The 14,658-nt window shown below is 72.4% G+C and carries 13 protein-coding genes; 5 read left to right on the top strand and 8 right to left on the bottom strand.

Going from position 1 to position 14,658, the window contains the following annotated elements; translation table 11 throughout:
* The first annotated feature begins 4 nt into the window (after nt 1-4).
* Together ACWGKT_RS15075 and idi are read left to right on the top strand one after the other, a co-directional pair.
* A complete protein-coding gene (locus ACWGKT_RS15075) occupies nt 5-946 on the top strand; it encodes a cation diffusion facilitator family transporter (protein ID WP_453273936.1) in 942 nt (313 codons plus the stop codon).
* Nucleotides 947-1,198: 252 nt separating this feature from the next.
* Nucleotides 1,199-1,792 (top strand): isopentenyl-diphosphate Delta-isomerase, encoded by a 594-nt coding sequence (gene idi, locus ACWGKT_RS15070; protein WP_453273935.1) that lies wholly within the window; start codon nt 1,199-1,201, stop codon nt 1,790-1,792.
* Nucleotides 1,793-1,825: 33 nt separating this feature from the next.
* On the opposite strand, the gene ACWGKT_RS15065 is transcribed toward idi, so the two are convergent.
* Nucleotides 1,826-2,320: an ATP-binding protein gene (locus tag ACWGKT_RS15065; RefSeq protein WP_356150676.1), complete on the bottom strand. Its 495-nt coding sequence runs from the start codon at nt 2,318-2,320 to the stop codon at nt 1,826-1,828.
* Nucleotides 2,321-2,527: 207 nt separating this feature from the next.
* Here ACWGKT_RS15065 and ACWGKT_RS15060 point away from each other — a divergent pair, with 207 nt between their 5' ends.
* The gene (locus ACWGKT_RS15060) at nt 2,528-3,283 is read left to right on the top strand and encodes an enoyl-CoA hydratase/isomerase family protein (protein WP_453273934.1); all 756 of its coding nucleotides are present in this window, start codon (nt 2,528-2,530) and stop codon (nt 3,281-3,283) included.
* On the opposite strand, the gene ACWGKT_RS15055 is transcribed toward ACWGKT_RS15060, so the two are convergent.
* Nucleotides 3,255-3,905 (bottom strand): DJ-1/PfpI family protein, encoded by a 651-nt coding sequence (locus ACWGKT_RS15055; protein ID WP_453273933.1) that lies wholly within the window; start codon nt 3,903-3,905, stop codon nt 3,255-3,257. The genes ACWGKT_RS15060 and ACWGKT_RS15055 overlap by 29 nt on opposite strands.
* An 89-nt stretch (nt 3,906-3,994) precedes the next feature.
* Nucleotides 3,995-4,954, bottom strand: coding sequence for a GlxA family transcriptional regulator (locus tag ACWGKT_RS15050; protein WP_453273932.1), 960 nt, complete (start codon nt 4,952-4,954; stop codon nt 3,995-3,997).
* 203 nt (nt 4,955-5,157) lie between these two features.
* On the opposite strand from ACWGKT_RS15050, the gene ACWGKT_RS15045 reads away from it, so the two are divergent.
* Entirely contained in the window at nt 5,158-7,545 is a 2,388-nt protein-coding gene (locus ACWGKT_RS15045; RefSeq protein WP_453273931.1) for a Tex family protein, read from the top strand.
* Nucleotides 7,546-7,803: 258 nt separating this feature from the next.
* Here ACWGKT_RS15045 and ACWGKT_RS15040 read toward each other — a convergent pair whose 3' ends face one another.
* The 4 genes from ACWGKT_RS15040 to ACWGKT_RS15025 form a co-directional block, all read right to left on the bottom strand.
* The gene (locus ACWGKT_RS15040) at nt 7,804-8,175 is read right to left on the bottom strand and encodes a maleylpyruvate isomerase N-terminal domain-containing protein (protein WP_453273930.1); all 372 of its coding nucleotides are present in this window, start codon (nt 8,173-8,175) and stop codon (nt 7,804-7,806) included.
* Nucleotides 8,176-8,324: 149 nt separating this feature from the next.
* A complete protein-coding gene (locus tag ACWGKT_RS15035) occupies nt 8,325-8,822 on the bottom strand; it encodes a DUF1003 domain-containing protein (protein ID WP_453273929.1) in 498 nt (165 codons plus the stop codon).
* 85 nt (nt 8,823-8,907) lie between these two features.
* The gene (locus tag ACWGKT_RS15030; protein ID WP_453273928.1) at nt 8,908-10,548 is read right to left on the bottom strand and encodes an ABC-F family ATP-binding cassette domain-containing protein; all 1,641 of its coding nucleotides are present in this window, start codon (nt 10,546-10,548) and stop codon (nt 8,908-8,910) included.
* A 13-nt stretch (nt 10,549-10,561) separates the two neighbouring features.
* Nucleotides 10,562-11,611 carry an oxidoreductase gene (locus ACWGKT_RS15025; protein ID WP_453273927.1) on the bottom strand — a complete coding sequence of 350 codons (1,050 nt, stop codon included), beginning with the start codon at nt 11,609-11,611 and terminating at the stop codon, nt 10,562-10,564.
* 91 nt (nt 11,612-11,702) lie between these two features.
* On the opposite strand from ACWGKT_RS15025, the gene ACWGKT_RS15020 reads away from it, so the two are divergent.
* Nucleotides 11,703-12,626 carry an FAD-dependent oxidoreductase gene (locus ACWGKT_RS15020; protein WP_453274025.1) on the top strand — a complete coding sequence of 308 codons (924 nt, stop codon included), beginning with the start codon at nt 11,703-11,705 and terminating at the stop codon, nt 12,624-12,626.
* Between the two features lie 78 nt (nt 12,627-12,704).
* On the opposite strand, the gene ACWGKT_RS15015 is transcribed toward ACWGKT_RS15020, so the two are convergent.
* Nucleotides 12,705-14,654 carry a Xaa-Pro dipeptidyl-peptidase gene (locus tag ACWGKT_RS15015; RefSeq protein WP_453273926.1) on the bottom strand — a complete coding sequence of 650 codons (1,950 nt, stop codon included), beginning with the start codon at nt 14,652-14,654 and terminating at the stop codon, nt 12,705-12,707.
* Between the last annotated feature and the right edge of the window lie 4 nt (nt 14,655-14,658).

The following is a 14,658-nucleotide window of genomic DNA, read 5'->3' as shown; positions in this document are numbered from 1 at the left end:
TCTCATGGGGGTTGGGCACGACCACGGGCACGCGCACGCGCACGCCCCGGCCACCGGGACGGCGGCAGCGGCGTACCGCGGGCGGCTGCGCGGTGCGCTGGCGATCACGCTCTTCGTGATGGTGGTCGAGGTCGTCGGCGGTGTGCTCGCGGATTCACTCGCGCTCATCGCGGACGCGGCGCACATGGCCACGGACGCCCTGGGCCTGGGCATGGCACTGCTCGCCATCCACTTCGCGGGCCGCCCGCCGAGCGCTCACCGCACCTTCGGCCTCGCCCGCGCGGAGATCCTGGCGGCGCTCGCCAACTGTCTGCTGCTGCTCGGCGTCGGCGGCTACGTCCTGTACGAGGCGATCCAGCGGTTCTTCACGCCGGCCGACACCGCGGGCGGCGTGATGATCGTGTTCGGCGCGATCGGTCTGGTCGCGAACATGATCTCGCTCATGCTGCTCATGAAGGGTCAACAGGAGAGCCTGAACGTCCGGGGAGCGTTCCTGGAGGTGGCCGCGGACGCGCTGGGCTCGGTGGCCGTGATGGTCTCGGCGGCCGTGATCCTGACCACGGGCTGGCAGGCCGCCGACCCGATCGCCTCGCTGCTCATCGGCGTGATGATCGTCCCTCGTACGCTGAAGCTGCTGCGCGAGACCCTCGACGTGCTGCTGGAGGCGGCCCCCAAGGACGTCGACATGGCGGAGGTGCGTTCCCACATCCTGGCGCTGGACGGCGTCGAGGACGTCCACGACCTGCATGCCTGGACGATCACCTCCGGGATGCCCGTGCTCTCCGCGCACGTGGTGGTCCGCTCGGACGTGCTGAACGCCATCGGCCACGAGAAGATGCTGCACGAGCTGCAGGGCTGCCTGGGCCACCACTTCGACGTGGAGCACTGCACCTTCCAGCTGGAGCCGGGCGGGCACGCGGAGCACGAGGCGCGGCTGTGCCACTGACGGCGTGAGGCCGTTCCCGGCCTTCGTCGGCCTTCACCTGCCCTCGCCGGCCCTCGTCGCGGCCGGAGCGCGACGGCGCCCGGTCACCCTTGCGTCCTGGTGTTCGAGACCCCTCGCCAGGTTCCCGGCACCACCGGCCGGGCACGATCGTCCCGCGGGTTCCTCTTCCGGCGTGGCCCGTGCCGGGAAGTGCCGGGAGTGCCGGATTCGTACGGCAGACTTGGGGTGCGAAGACCGAGGCGAAGGATGGGTATGCCGATCACACCTGCCACCGAGACGCACAGCTCGTCGAACGGCACCGCGGACGCGATCTTGCTGGAACTCGTCGACGAGAAGGGTGTGACGATCGGCACGGCGGAGAAGCTCGCCGCCCATCAGCCGCCGGGGCAGCTGCACCGGGCCTTCTCCGTGTTCCTCTTCGACGAGCGCGGCCGGCTGCTGCTCCAGCAGCGGGCGCTCGGCAAGTACCACTCCCCCGGTGTGTGGTCCAACACCTGCTGCGGCCACCCCTACCCCGGTGAGGCGCCCTTCGCGGCGGCGGCCCGGCGGACGTACGAGGAGCTGGGCGTCTCCCCGTCGCTGCTCGCCGAGGCGGGCACGGTCCGCTACAACCACCCGGACCCGGCCTCGGGCCTGGTCGAGCAGGAGTACAACCACCTGTTCGTCGGCATGGTGCAGGCCCCCCTCGCGCCGGACGCGCAGGAGGTCGGGGCGACCGCCTTCGTGACCCCGGCCGAGCTGGCTCAGCGGCACGCGAGGGACACCTTCTCGGCCTGGTTCATGACCGTCCTGGACGCGGCCCGCCCGGCGGTCAGGGAGCTGACGGGCCCGTCCGCGGGCTGGTGAGAAGACTCACGCGAGCGGTACGGGTCCGACGGTTCACACGAACCGTACGGGTTTGAGCGGCAGGGCGGCCCAGATCACCTTGCCGCCGCTCGACGTGTGCTCCACGTCGACGGCCCCGCCCGCCTCGCGGGCCACCTCCCGGACCAGGAGCAGGCCCCGGCCGCCCGTCTGGCCGTGATCGGCCTCCAGGGCGGTCGGGCGGTAGGGATGGTTGTCCTCCACCGACACCCGCACCCACTCGGCCCCGACAGCCACCTCCACGGCGAGCATCGGCGACAGCAGCGCCGCGTGCTTGACCGCGTTGGTGACCAGTTCGGAGACGATCAGCAGCAGTCCGTGCACCAGGTCGTCCGAGACCGGCACGCCCTGGCGCAGGAGCAGATCCCGTACGGCGTGTCGCGCCTGCGGGACCGAGGCGTCGACGGCGGCGGCGGTGAACCGCCAGACCCCCTCGTACGGCAGTGGGTCAGGCGTCCGCCGGTCGCCCCCCTGGGGGCGCGGGTCGTACCCGCGCCCGTGGTTCTCCATCGTCCGGTCGCCACCCTCGCGCTCGATTGTCACCACACGTCGAGTGTTGGTAACGACATGCTCCACTCCGCCTGACTGAACACAAGTCAGCTGTTATCGAGCGGTTCTGACCGTTGGCGTATGACATGGTCAGTTGTGGGACTGCTCCTGTCCTGGTCGGGCTGCCTTCGCGAACTCTTCGGGTTGTACGGCGGATAGCATCCGGGCATGGAGCCCCAGCTGCTGCACTCGGTGACCGACGCGGTCGCCACCGTCGTCGTCCACCACCCGGCCAAGCGCAACGCCATGACGGCGGCCATGTGGCGCTCACTGCCGCCGTTGCTCGACGAGCTGGCCGCGGCCTCCGATGTACGGGCGCTGGTCCTCACCGGGGAGGGCGCCACGTTCTGCGCCGGCGCGGACATCTCCACCCTGCGGGGCTCGCCGGAGGAGGCGCAGCGGCTCGCGGTGGAGGCGGAGGAGGCGCTGGCCGCGTTCCCGAAGCCGACGCTGGCGGCGGTCCGGGGGCACTGCGTGGGCGGCGGCTCGCAGCTGGCCGCGGCCTGCGATCTGCGGTTCGCCGAGGAGGGGGCGCTGTTCGGGGTGACCCCGGCGAAGCTCGGGATCGTCTACCCGTCCTCCTCCACCCGTCGACTGGCCGCGCTGGTCGGTCCGGCGACCGCCAAGTACCTGTTGTTCTCCGGGGAGTTGATCGACTCGGCGCGGGCGCTGCGCACGGGGCTGGTCGACGAGGTGCTGCCGGAGGGCGAACTCGGCAAGCGGGTCGCCGAGTTCACCCGGATCCTGGTCTCCCGCTCGCAGCTGACGCAGGCCGCGGCGAAGGAGTTCGCGAACGGGCGCACCGACCGCGACGCGCACTGGACGGAGCAGGCGCGCGGCAGCGCAGACACGGCGGAGGGGGTCGCCGCGTTCCTGGAGCGCAGGCAGCCGCGGTTCACCTGGAACGTGGCTGCACCAGAGTGAAGCGGTTGTTCGTGCGGAACTCCTCGACGAGGTGCGCGGGCGCCTTCTGCGGGGACCCGGCGTCGTAGGGCGGCTGCGGGTCGTACTCGGTCAGCAGCTGTACGGCCTGGGCGTGCTCGTCGCCGGCGATCCGGCCGACCAGGGCGAGGCCCATGTCGATGCCGGAGGAGACGCCGGCGGCGGTGACGTACTTGCCGTCGGTGACGACCCGTTCGCCGGTCGGCTCGGCGCCGTACTCGCGCAGCAGGTCGCGGGCGGCCCAGTGGCTGGTGGCGCGGCGGCCCCTGAGCAGTCCGGCGGCGGCCAGCAGCAGCGAGCCGGAGCACACGGAGGTGGTCCAGGTGCTCGTCGCGTCGGCGGCGCGCAGCCACTCCAGCAGGACCTGGTTCTCCAGCTGCTCGAACGTGCCGGGACCGCCGGCGACCACGACGAGATCGGGGTGCGGCACCTCGTCCAGGGCCTTGTCGGCGGTGACGGCGAGGAATCCCGTCTCGGTGCGCACGGGCCCGGGCCGCTCGGCGACGAAGTCGACCCGCACGTCCGGAATCCGGCAGAGCACCTCGTACGGCCCCACGACATCGAGGGCGGTGAAACGGTCGTAGACGACACAGGCGATGTGCATCGGCTTTCCCTTTCGAGTCATTCCGAGTCGTTTCGAGTCGTTGCGAGTCGTTTCGAGTCATGGGAATCGTTCGCTTCACGGGGCGAGCGTCAGCGCGAGGGAGCGGGGTGGAAGCGGCGGCGGTATTCGGCCGGGGCCGTGCCGAGGGCTCGGACGAAGGCCCGGCGCATGGCCTCGGGGGTGCCGTAGCCGCTGGCGCGGGAGATCTGTTCGACGCCGTCGGCCGTGTCCTCCAGGAGGCGGCGGGCGTGTTCGAGGCGGACCCGGTCCACGTAGCGGCCGGGGGTCGTGCCGGTCTCGGCCTGGAAGGCGCGCGCGAAGTGGCGGGGTGAGAGCCGGGCGCGGGCGGCGAGCGACTCGACGCTCAGGTCGCCGTCCGGATGCTCACTGATCCACTGCTGGACCTCGCGCAGCGGCTCGCGGCGTGCGGTCTGGGCGGCGAGCTGGGCGCTGAACTGGGCCTGGTTGCCGGGCCGGCGCAGGAAGACCACCAGGTGGCGGGCGATGCCGAGCGCGGCGTCCCGGCCCAGGTCCTCCTCGACCAGCGCGAGGGCGAGGTCGATGCCGGAGGTGACGCCGGCGGAGGTGGAGACGTGTCCGTCGCGCACGTAGATCGGGTCGGGGTCGACCGTCACGGCCGGGTGGTCCCGGGCGAGCTTGTCGCAGTACGCCCAGTGGGTCGTGGCGCGGCGGCCGTCCAGCAGTCCGGCCGCGGCGAGCAGGATCGCCCCGGTGCACACGGAGACGAGACGCTCGGCGTCCGGCCCGTGCGCGCGCAGCCAGTCGACCAGCCGCGGGTCGGGACGCCGGGTGCCCTCCCCGCCGGGCACGAGCAGCGTGTGCGGCTCAAACGCGTGGGCCAGGGCCTGGTCCGGTACGAGCGTGAGCCCGCTGGAGCTGCGCACCGGACGGCCGTCCAGGGACGCCGTACGGATCCGGTAGCTGCCCGGCCGGTGCTTCTCGGCGCCCGCGAAGACCTCCACGGGGCCGGTGACGTCCAGGCTCTGGACGCCGTCGAAGAGGACGACGAGAACGGTTCGGTGCGCCATGCCCCCGATTCTTGGCGGGCCGGGCGACGGCCGCAATGACGGACTTCCCACCTTTTCTGCCATGCCCGCCCCGCCCGCGACCCCCGCCACCTGCGCGGAACGGGAGGACACCCGGGCTCGCCGAAGGCCGCCCTGATCCCCCGCTGTCGTCGCCACCTGCCACAATTGCCGCGCAACCTGAGTGGAGAAGGCGGTACGGCATCGTGACGACACCCGGGTCCCTCGAAGTAGGGTCCATCGAAGGCAGGATCGCCGAGGAACTCGGCGTACGGGAGCGGCAGGTGAAGTCCGCGGTCGAGCTGCTCGACGGCGGCTCGACGGTGCCCTTCATCGCCCGCTACCGCAAGGAAGCGACCGAGATGCTCGATGATGCGCAGCTGCGCACCATCGAGGAGCGGCTGCGCTATCTGCGGGAGCTGGAGGAGCGGCGGACCGCGATCCTGGAGTCGGTGCGCGAGCAGGGCAAGCTCACCGACGAGCTGGAGGCGCAGATCCGCGGCGCCGACACGAAGGCGCGGCTGGAGGACATCTACCTCCCCTACAAGCCGAAGCGGCGCACGAAGGCGCAGATCGCCCGCGAGGCGGGTCTGGAGCCGCTCGCCGACGGTCTGCTGGGCGACGCGACGGTCGAGCCGCTCGCCGCCGCCGCCGCGTTCGTCGACGCCGACAAGGGCGTCGCCGATCCGCAGGCGGCCCTCGACGGCGCGCGGGCCATCCTCACCGAGCGGTTCTCGGAGGACGCCGACCTGATCGGCGAGCTGCGCGAGCGCATGTGGGTGCGCGGGCGGCTGGCCGCGAAGGTGCGTGACGGCAAGGAGGAGGCGGGCGCCAAGTTCGCCGACTACTTCGACTTCGCCGAGCCGTTCACCGAGCTGCCCTCGCACCGGATCCTCGCCATGCTGCGCGGCGAGAAGGAGGAGGTGCTGGACCTCGTCCTGGAGCCGGAGGAGGCGACCGACGGCCCGTCCTCGTACGAAGGCATCGTGGCGCACCGCTTCGGGATCGCCGACCGCGGCCGCCCCGCCGACAAGTGGCTGACGGACACGGTCCGCTGGGCCTGGCGCACCCGCGTCCTCGTGCACCTCGGCATCGACCTCAGGCTGCGGCTGCGGACGGCGGCCGAGGACGAGGCCGTCCAGGTCTTCGCGGCGAACCTGCGCGACCTACTGCTCGCCGCCCCGGCCGGCACGCGCGCCACCCTGGGTCTGGACCCGGGCTTCCGTACGGGCGTGAAGGTGGCCGTGGTCGACGCGACCGGCAAGGTGGTGGCGACCGACGTCATCTACCCGCACGTCCCGGCCAACAAGTGGGACGAGGCCCTGGCGAAGCTGGCCCGGCTGGCGAAGGAGCACGCGGTCGAGCTGGTCGCGATCGGTAACGGCACGGCGTCCCGCGAGACCGACAAGCTCGCCGGTGAACTGATCACCAAGCACCCGGAGTTGAAGCTCACCAAGGTGATGGTGTCCGAGGCGGGCGCGTCCGTGTACTCGGCGTCGGCGTTCGCCTCGCAGGAGCTGCCGGACATGGACGTGTCGCTGCGCGGCGCGGTCTCCATCGCGCGCCGGCTGCAGGACCCGCTGGCCGAACTGGTGAAGATCGACCCGAAGTCGATCGGTGTCGGCCAGTACCAGCACGACCTGTCGGAGGTGAAGCTGTCGCGCTCGCTGGACGCGGTGGTGGAGGACTGTGTGAACGGCGTCGGTGTCGACGTGAACACCGCCTCCGCCCCGCTGCTCGCCCGGGTCTCCGGCATCACCTCGGGGCTCGCGGAGAACATCGTGGCGCACCGCGACGCCAACGGCCCGTTCACCTCCCGGTCCCAGCTGAAGAGCGTGTCCCGGCTGGGCCCGAAGGCGTACGAGCAGTGCGCGGGCTTCCTGCGGATCCGCGGCGGCGACGACCCGCTGGACTTCTCCAGCGTGCACCCGGAGGCGTACCCGGTCGTGCGGCGCATGGTGAAGACCTCCGGCCAGGAGGTGGCCGCCCTCATCGGCAACACGGCGGTGCTGCGCTCGCTGAGGCCGACGGAGTTCGTGGACGACACCTTCGGTCTGCCGACCGTCACCGACATCCTCAAGGAGCTGGAGAAGCCGGGCCGCGACCCGCGTCCGGCCTTCAAGACGGCCACCTTCAAGGAGGGCGTGGAGAAGATCTCCGACCTGTCCTGCGGGATGGTCCTGGAGGGCGTGGTCACGAACGTGGCCGCCTTCGGGGCGTTCGTCGACGTCGGCGTCCACCAGGACGGCCTGGTCCACGTCTCCGCGATGTCGAAGACGTTCGTCAAGGACCCGCGGGACGTCGTCAAGCCGGGTGACATCGTCAAGGTGAAGGTCCTCGACGTGGACATCCCGCGCAAGCGGATCTCGCTGACGCTGCGGCTGGACGACGAGGCGGCGCCGCAGGGCGGCCGACAGGGCGACGGCGGCGAGCGGCGCCAGCGGGGCGGACGTCCGCCTCAGCAGCGGCAGCAGGGCAGCGGGCGTGGTGGCCAGGGGGGTGGGTCGCGTCAGGCGCCTCCTCCGGCCAACAGCGCGATGGCCGACGCTCTGCGCCGGGCTGGGTTGCTGGATCCGAAGAAGGGCAAGCGGTGACGGCTTCGCCGGGGGCCGTGGGGTTGTGAGGCCGTGGGGAACTGCGGGTCCGTTGTGGCGGGTCGCGCGGTTCCCCACGGGACCGTCGGCGCCGGGGGCGTGAACGGGAGACGAAAAGGATCCGTCGGATCACCGTCGTAGCTGTGCCTCCGCCGTGATCATGCATAGCGTTCACGTCATGCACATGCGGGGTAAGGCACAGGTCCTGGTGGCCGGGCTGCTGATGGTCGCAACCGTGGCCTGTGATGCGGGACTTCACTATTCCGTCCCCGATAGCCGGCCCGTCACGGGACGACGGCGCCGCCCAGCACTGCCGCGACACCCGAACTCGGTGGTGCCCTCGTAGGCGGCGGGCTCGGACCAGGCGGCCGCGGCCAGGCCCACGGTGTCGGCCAGGTCCCGCGGCGACATGGCCGGGGCGGCGCCGGCGCCGGACTGCCCCTCCTTGCGGGCGGCCCGCACGGAGGCCTGGAGGGTCGTACCGAGGTGGTCGAGGAGTTCGGCGACGGTGAACTTCTCGCAGGGGGTGGGGTCCTGGAGCTGTTCGTCGCGGATGCCGGCGGTCGTCGCGGCGACGGCGTCGGCGCACTCGCGGATGGCGGGGCCGAGCGTGCTGTGCTGGGCGTTCATGGGGTCTCCCGGGGAGTTCCGTGGGGTGCGCCGCGCACGAGGAGGGCTGGACGCACTACACCGACCGGCTCGCCGTCGTCGCGGAAGGCGGCGACCCCGGTCCCGACGCCTGGATGTGAGCCGGCGTCGGCCGCGTGTGAGCGGACCGGTTACGAGGAGGAGTGACCGGAACCGGTCATCCGGGCGCGGTTCTCCGCGAGGAGTTCCTGCACCTTGCGCTCGACCTCTTCCGGGTCGACGCCCAGGGCGCGGCCCATCTGGATCGACCACACCTCCGAGCGCACGTTGGTCTCGAAGTCGAGGTCGGCGCGTACGTTCTCGCGGGCGGCCTGGCGGTTCTGGCTCACCATCACGAAGGTGGACAGGAAGATCGCCTCCAGGCTGACGATCATCGTGAGCAGCCCGAAGGGGAAGGGATCCCAGACCGCCCCCTGGCCGAACGCGCCCTCGTTGAACGCGATCCAGACCGTGAACCACGCCGCGTGGAGGTAGACGAACAGCATCGTCCCCGCGAAGGCGGTGATCGCGTCCGCGATCTTGTCCTCGGTGCCCCGTATCCGCGCGAGCACGTCCTGCTCGCGCAGCAACCGCAGACCCGGACCACCCGGACCGCCCTGACGCCCCGGACCGCTCGTCGCACCGCCCATGCCCACTCCCCGACCGCCCGTCTGCGCAACAGCCGTGAGCCTACGCGGCGGGCGGGACCGGTCCCCGGTGCGGCACGAGGTCGGGTCAGCGTTCGGTGACCTTGCCCGCCGCGACCTCCAGTCGGCGGGTGACCCGGACCGCGTCCAGCATCCGCCGGTCGTGGGTGACCAGCAGGAGCGTGCCCTCGTAGGCGTCTAGGGCGGACTCCAGCTGTTCGATGGCCGGCAGGTCGAGGTGGTTGGTCGGCTCGTCGAGGACCAGGAGGTTCACTCCCCGGCCCTGGAGCAGGGCGAGCGCAGCCCGGGTGCGCTCGCCCGGGGAGAGGCCGGCGGCGGGGCGCAGGACGTGGTCGGCCTTCAGGCCGAACTTGGCCAGGAGGGTGCGGACCTCGACCGGCTCGGTGTCGGGCACCGCCGCGCAGAAGGCGTCCAGCAGCGCCTGCGGACCATGGAACACCTTGCGGGCCTGGTCGACCTCGCCGACCAGGACGCCCGGACCCAGCGCGGCGTGCCCCGCGTCCAGCGGAACGCGGCCGAGCAACGCGCCCAGCAGCGTGGACTTGCCCGCGCCGTTGGCGCCGGTCACCGCGACCCGGTCGGCCCAGTCGATCTGGAGCGAGACGGGTCCGAGGGTGAAGTCCCCGCGCCGTACCTCCGCGTCCCGCAGGGTGGCGACCACGGCGCCGGAGCGCGGCGCGGCCGCGATCTCCATGCGCAGCTCCCACTCCTTGCGCGGCTCCTCGACGACGTCCAGGCGCTCGATCATCCGCTGGGTCTGGCGCGCCTTCGCGGCCTGCTTCTCACTGGCCTCGCTGCGGAACTTGCGGCCGATCTTGTCGTTGTCGTTGCTCGCCTTGCGCCGGGCGTTCTTGACGCCCTTGTCCACCCAGGAGCGCTGCATCTGCGCGCGGTCCTGCAGGGCGGCCTTCTTGTCGGCGTACTCCTCGAAGTCCTCGCGCGCGTGCCGACGGGCCGTCTCGCGCTCCTCCAGGTAGGCCTCGTAGCCGCCGCCGTAGAGGTTGATCTGCCCCTGGGCGAGGTCGAGTTCGAGGACCTTGGTGACGGTGCGGGTGAGGAACTCGCGGTCGTGGCTGACGACGACCGTGCCCGCGCGCAGACCGGTCACGAAGCGTTCGAGGCGCTCCAGGCCGTCCAGGTCGAGATCGTTGGTGGGCTCGTCGAGCAGGAAGACGTCGTAGCGGGAGAGCAGGAGCGAGGCGAGGCCGGCGCGGGCCGCCTGCCCGCCGGACAGCGACGTCATCGGCTGGTCCAGGTCCACGGCCAGGCCCAGCGAGTCGGCGACCTCCTCCGCCCGCTCGTCCAGGTCGGCGCCGCCCAGGTCCAGCCAGCGCTCCAGGCTCGTCGCGTACGCGTCGTCGGCGCCGGGCGCCCCGTCGACGAGTGCCTGGGTCGCCTCGTCCATGATCCGCTGCGCCTCGGCGACGCCGGTGCGGCGGGCGAGGAACTCCCGCACCGTCTCACCGGGCCGGCGCTCCGGCTCCTGGGGCAGGTGGCCGACGGTCGCGGTCGGCGGGGAGAGCCGGAGCTCCCCCTGCTCGGGCGTGCTCAGCCCGGCGAGCAGCCGGAGCAGGGTGGACTTGCCCGCGCCGTTGGCACCGACCAGCCCGATCACGTCCCCGGGCGCGACGACGAGGTCGAGCCCGGAGAAGAGCGAGCGGTCGCCGTGGCCGGCGGCGAGGTTCTTGGCGACGAGGGTGGCAGTCATCAGAACGCCGATCCTAATGGCCGTGGCGAGCGGGTCCGTGGGCCGTCCCCGCCGCCAGCACGCTCCCGGACGTCCGGGCCACCACGAAGGACTCCCCCTTCACCGCCTTCGCGTCGAGGGGGATGCGGTGGCGGCCCGGTTCCAGGACGTCGTCGAAGAGTTCTCGGGTGTGGGTGCGGTAGAGGCGGTCGAGGCGATACGCCGTGAGTCGGACCCGGCAGGCCGACGTGACCTCGATGTCCGCGGCGCCGTCGGTGACCGTCAGGCGGGTCAGGCGGCGCTGGTCGGGGGGGCGGCGGTCCAGGGCGTGTTCGATCTGGGCGACCAGGAGGGGGACGATCGGGGCGAGTCCGTCGACGAAGGCCACGTCGACCCCGGCGCCCTCGAACGCCCGGCGTACGGCGGCCCGTTCGGGTTCGCCGATCGCGCGGCCGAAGGCGACGGCGCCGTACGCGCGCAGTTCCTCCGCGGGGACCCCGGTGGCGTCATGGGCGATGTCGGCGCCGATGCCGATGGTGCGCAGGGCGGCGGCGAGCTTGGCGAGGACGGCGACACGGGCGCCGATCAGCAGGACCCGCCGGCGGGACGCGGCCGGGGCTTCGGCGCCGTCGAGCAGGGCGCCGAGAGCCGCGCGGTACTCGGTGCCGTGGAAGCGGAAGGGCCCTATGCCGTGGTACCCGTTGAGCTCCAGGTCGGCGTTCTCGTCGGTCTGCCAGGCGAAGTCGCGCCAGATGTAGTCGTCGCCCTCGGACTCGATGACGGCGGTGACCGCTCCGCAGGCCAGATCCTCGCACTCGGGGCAGCCGTAGATGACGTACCGCCCCTCCGGTAGCGGCGCCTCCGTCTCCAGGAGCAGGCTGCGGACCTGCGCGGTGAAGATGGCGGGCGGCACGTCCGAGGCGAGCGGGGAGACGGCGTCCAGGTCGGAGAGCTGGAACAGCAGGGGACGCCCGTCGACGACGAAGTCCACGAAGTCCCGGTGCACCTGGTAGCCACCGTCGGCGAGAACGCCGCCGGCGCGCATCGCCGGTGCCAGTCCGAAGGACACGTATGCGGCAGACATGCTGTGAGTATCCCCAGACTGGGACGGATGTGAGCGCGGCATGACATATTTCCGTTACCGTCCCCGCGTGGAGCGTGAACCGAGTGACGGTGTGATCGTGGTGGGCGGCGGTGTCATCGGGCTGACCACCGCCGTGGTGCTGGCCGAGGGCGGCACCCGGGTCCGGGTGTGGACGCGGGAGCCCGCGGAGCGCACGACCTCGGCGGTCGCCGGGGCCCTGTGGTGGCCGTACCGCATCGAGCCGGAGGCGCTCGTCGGCCCGTGGGCGCTCGCGTCCCTCGTCGTGTACGAGGAGTTGGCGGCGCGGCCCGGGGAGACGGGCGTACGGATGGTCGAGGGCGTACACCGTGGGATGCGGCTGGACGAGCTGGGCCCGTGGGCGGCACGGGTGCCGGGGCTGCGGGACCTCGCCGAAGGGCTGGGGGCGCGGCTGCCGTTGATCGACATGCCGGTCCATCTGGCGTGGCTGCGGGAGCGGTTGCTGAAGGCGGGCGGGACGGTCGAGGAGCGGGCGGTCACCGACCTGGCCGCGGTACCCGCGCCGGTCGTGGTCAACTGCGCGGGGCTGGACGCCCGGTCCCTCGTACCGGATCCGGCGGTGCGGCCGGTGCGCGGGCAACTGGTGGTCGTGGAGAACCCGGGGATCACCACGTGGTTGACGTCCGTCGGCGACGCCTCGGGCGCAGCGGGTGCCTCGACGTATCTCTTCCCGCAGCCGGGCGGGCTGGTCCTGGGCGGCACGGCGGAGGAGGACGCGTGGTCCCTGACGCCGGATCCCCGCGTGGCGGACGGCATCGTCGCGCGGTGCGCGGCCGTACATCCGGAGATCGCCGGGGCGCGGGTGCTGGCGCACCGGGTGGGACTGCGGCCGGCGCGGGACGCGGTACGGCTGGAGCGCCGGGCGCTGCCGGACGGGCGGGTCCTGGTGCACAACTACGGCCACGGCGGCGCCGGCGTCACCGTGGCGTGGGGATGCGCGCGGGAGGCGGCGGGGCTGGCGCGCCCGGCGGACTGACCCGACCGGATCGGCCGGTCGCTCCCGGGCGGCCGTCGGCCGACCGCCGCCCGGGAGGGTGGAGCGACGGGAGCGCGATCAGCCCCGCGGCACGCGCTGCACCGTCCGCGGTGCGTGCACCCCGGTCAGGGGCGTCGCGCCGGGAGCGGCGGACGAAGCGCCCGGGGTCGCCCTCGTGAACGCGGGTGCGCCGCCCACCAGGGGCACCTCGGCCGCCGTACGGGACAGGTCGAGCGTGAGCGTCGGTGTACTGGACGGCGGGTCGATCAGGTCCTTGTCCGTGCCCGCGACGATCAGCGCCAGCCGGTGGCCCTTGGGCACGACATGGTCGGTGGCCGCCAGGTCGAGCGTGATCGTGTACGCCTTGCCCGGGGTGAGCGGGACGCCCTTGCCGTCGGAGGCGTAGTTGCCGAGGTCGGCCCAGCCGCGGCTGAACACGGTGTAGTCGACGGCCGTGGTCTTCGCCCGCGTCGCCTTGAAGCAGGCGCTGTCCCCGGCGGTGCTCGCGCCCCAGCAGGTGCGGTCGGTGAGCGTGGTGATGCCCTCGGCGCCGTCCGCGTAGTCCCGGATGGTGTCGGGGCCCAGGTCGACCAGGACGGCGGAGAGGTGGGCCGTCGAGGTGGTCGGGGTCGCCGTGACGGTGACCTTCGAGGAACCGGACAGCCTCAGGTCGCGGGTGAGGGGCCGGGTCACGAATCCGGCCTTCTCCGGTGTCGACGTACCGATCCGCGCGGCCCAGTCGGTCTCGCTCAGCGCCGGGTTGTCGGTGAAGGTCTCGGTGCCGGTGCCCCGGCGCAGGCCGAGGGTGCCGACGCCCGCCTGGGTGCCGGCCGCGGGCAGCAGCGTGGTGGTCCGGGTGTCGCGCGGCGGCCAGACCTTGGTGGTGACCGACTGGTCGGGGTGGCGTTCGATGTCGGCCATCGGCTCACGGTCGATGCCGTTGTCGTAGCCCAGCAGTTCGTGGTCGAACCAGCGGTGCAAGGTGTCGACCCAGCCGGCGCGCCGGTAGTCGAAGGGGTCGACGTGCCCGGTCTGGGAGAGCCAGATCTTGCGCTCGACCCCGTGCGCGGCGAGCGTGTCCCACCACTGGCCGAAGTGCTTGGTGCGGACGTTGAGGTCCTGCGTGCCGTGCACCAGGAACACGCTGGCCCGCACCTTGGCCGCGTCCTTGACGTAGTCGCGCTCGGTCCACAGGCCGGTCCAGTCGCCGGTGCGCGGTGCCCCGTCGACGAGCTTGCGCTGCACGGCGGCGCAGTGGGCGCGGGCACCGTCGCTCTCGACGGCGTCGGACAGCCAGTCGGGGCCGGAGTCGTACAGCGGGGCGCCCTTGGCGAAGTAGTAGTCGTACCAGGACGAGATCGCGCTGATCGGGACGATGGTCTTCAGCCCCTTGACGCCGGTCGCGGCGACGCCGTTGGCGATGGTACCGTCCCAGCTCTTGCCGATCATGCCGGTCCGGCCGTTGGTCCAGCCGGCCTTCACCCGGGTGCCGCCGGTGCGGCTGGTGTACGCCTTGGCGCGGCCGTTCAGCCAGTCGATGACGGCCTTCGCTGACCGGATGTCGGAGCGGCCGCCGACGTCGACGCAGCCGTCGGAGCGGTTGGTGCCGGCGAGGTCGACGCCGACGAACGCGTAACCGCGCGGAACGAAGAAGTTGTCGTAGAACAGCGGCATTTGGACGACGTGACCGTGCGCGTCGTACGTCTTCTTCTGACTCTCGTTGCCGCGCCCGCAGCAGGAGTAGTACGGGCTGGCGTCCATGATGACGGGAACCTTGCGGCCCTGGTGGGCGGGTTCGGACGGGCGGACGATGTCGGCGGCGACCCGGTCGGTCCGCCCGTCGCCGTCGCCGTCGAGGCCGGTGTCCACCCAGACGGCCTCACGGATCGCGTGGGCGTACGAGTAGACGGGCCGGCTCTCCCGTGGGGCGGCCTGGGCCGCGGCCGGAGTGAGCAGGGCGGCCAGCAGGGCTGCGACGGCCGCTGTCGCGAGCGTTCTCCAGAGCGTGAAGCGCGTGCGTGTCGGCATGGGC

The sequence above is a fragment of the Streptomyces sp. NPDC054794 genome, assembly GCF_053611585.1.
Note: the sequence above shows the minus strand (reverse complement) of the source record. Positions and strands in the feature narration are given on the sequence as shown.

Excerpts from the sequence above, each read along its gene's own strand:
- ACWGKT_RS15075 (WP_453273936.1), top strand. The coding sequence starts at position 5 with ATGGGGGTTGGGCACGACCACGGGCACGCGCACGCGCACGCCCCGGCC.
- idi (WP_453273935.1), top strand. The coding sequence starts at position 1,199 with ATGCCGATCACACCTGCCACCGAGACGCACAGCTCGTCGAACGGCACC.
- ACWGKT_RS15065 (WP_356150676.1), bottom strand. The coding sequence starts at position 2,320 with ATGGAGAACCACGGGCGCGGGTACGACCCGCGCCCCCAGGGGGGCGAC.
- ACWGKT_RS15060 (WP_453273934.1), top strand. The coding sequence starts at position 2,528 with ATGGAGCCCCAGCTGCTGCACTCGGTGACCGACGCGGTCGCCACCGTC.
- ACWGKT_RS15055 (WP_453273933.1), bottom strand. The coding sequence starts at position 3,905 with ATGCACATCGCCTGTGTCGTCTACGACCGTTTCACCGCCCTCGATGTC.
- ACWGKT_RS15050 (WP_453273932.1), bottom strand. The coding sequence starts at position 4,954 with ATGGCGCACCGAACCGTTCTCGTCGTCCTCTTCGACGGCGTCCAGAGC.
- ACWGKT_RS15040 (WP_453273930.1), bottom strand. The coding sequence starts at position 8,175 with ATGAACGCCCAGCACAGCACGCTCGGCCCCGCCATCCGCGAGTGCGCC.
- ACWGKT_RS15035 (WP_453273929.1), bottom strand. The coding sequence starts at position 8,822 with ATGGGCGGTGCGACGAGCGGTCCGGGGCGTCAGGGCGGTCCGGGTGGT.
- ACWGKT_RS15030 (WP_453273928.1), bottom strand. The coding sequence starts at position 10,548 with ATGACTGCCACCCTCGTCGCCAAGAACCTCGCCGCCGGCCACGGCGAC.
- ACWGKT_RS15025 (WP_453273927.1), bottom strand. The coding sequence starts at position 11,611 with ATGTCTGCCGCATACGTGTCCTTCGGACTGGCACCGGCGATGCGCGCC.
- ACWGKT_RS15015 (WP_453273926.1), bottom strand. The coding sequence starts at position 14,654 with ATGCCGACACGCACGCGCTTCACGCTCTGGAGAACGCTCGCGACAGCG.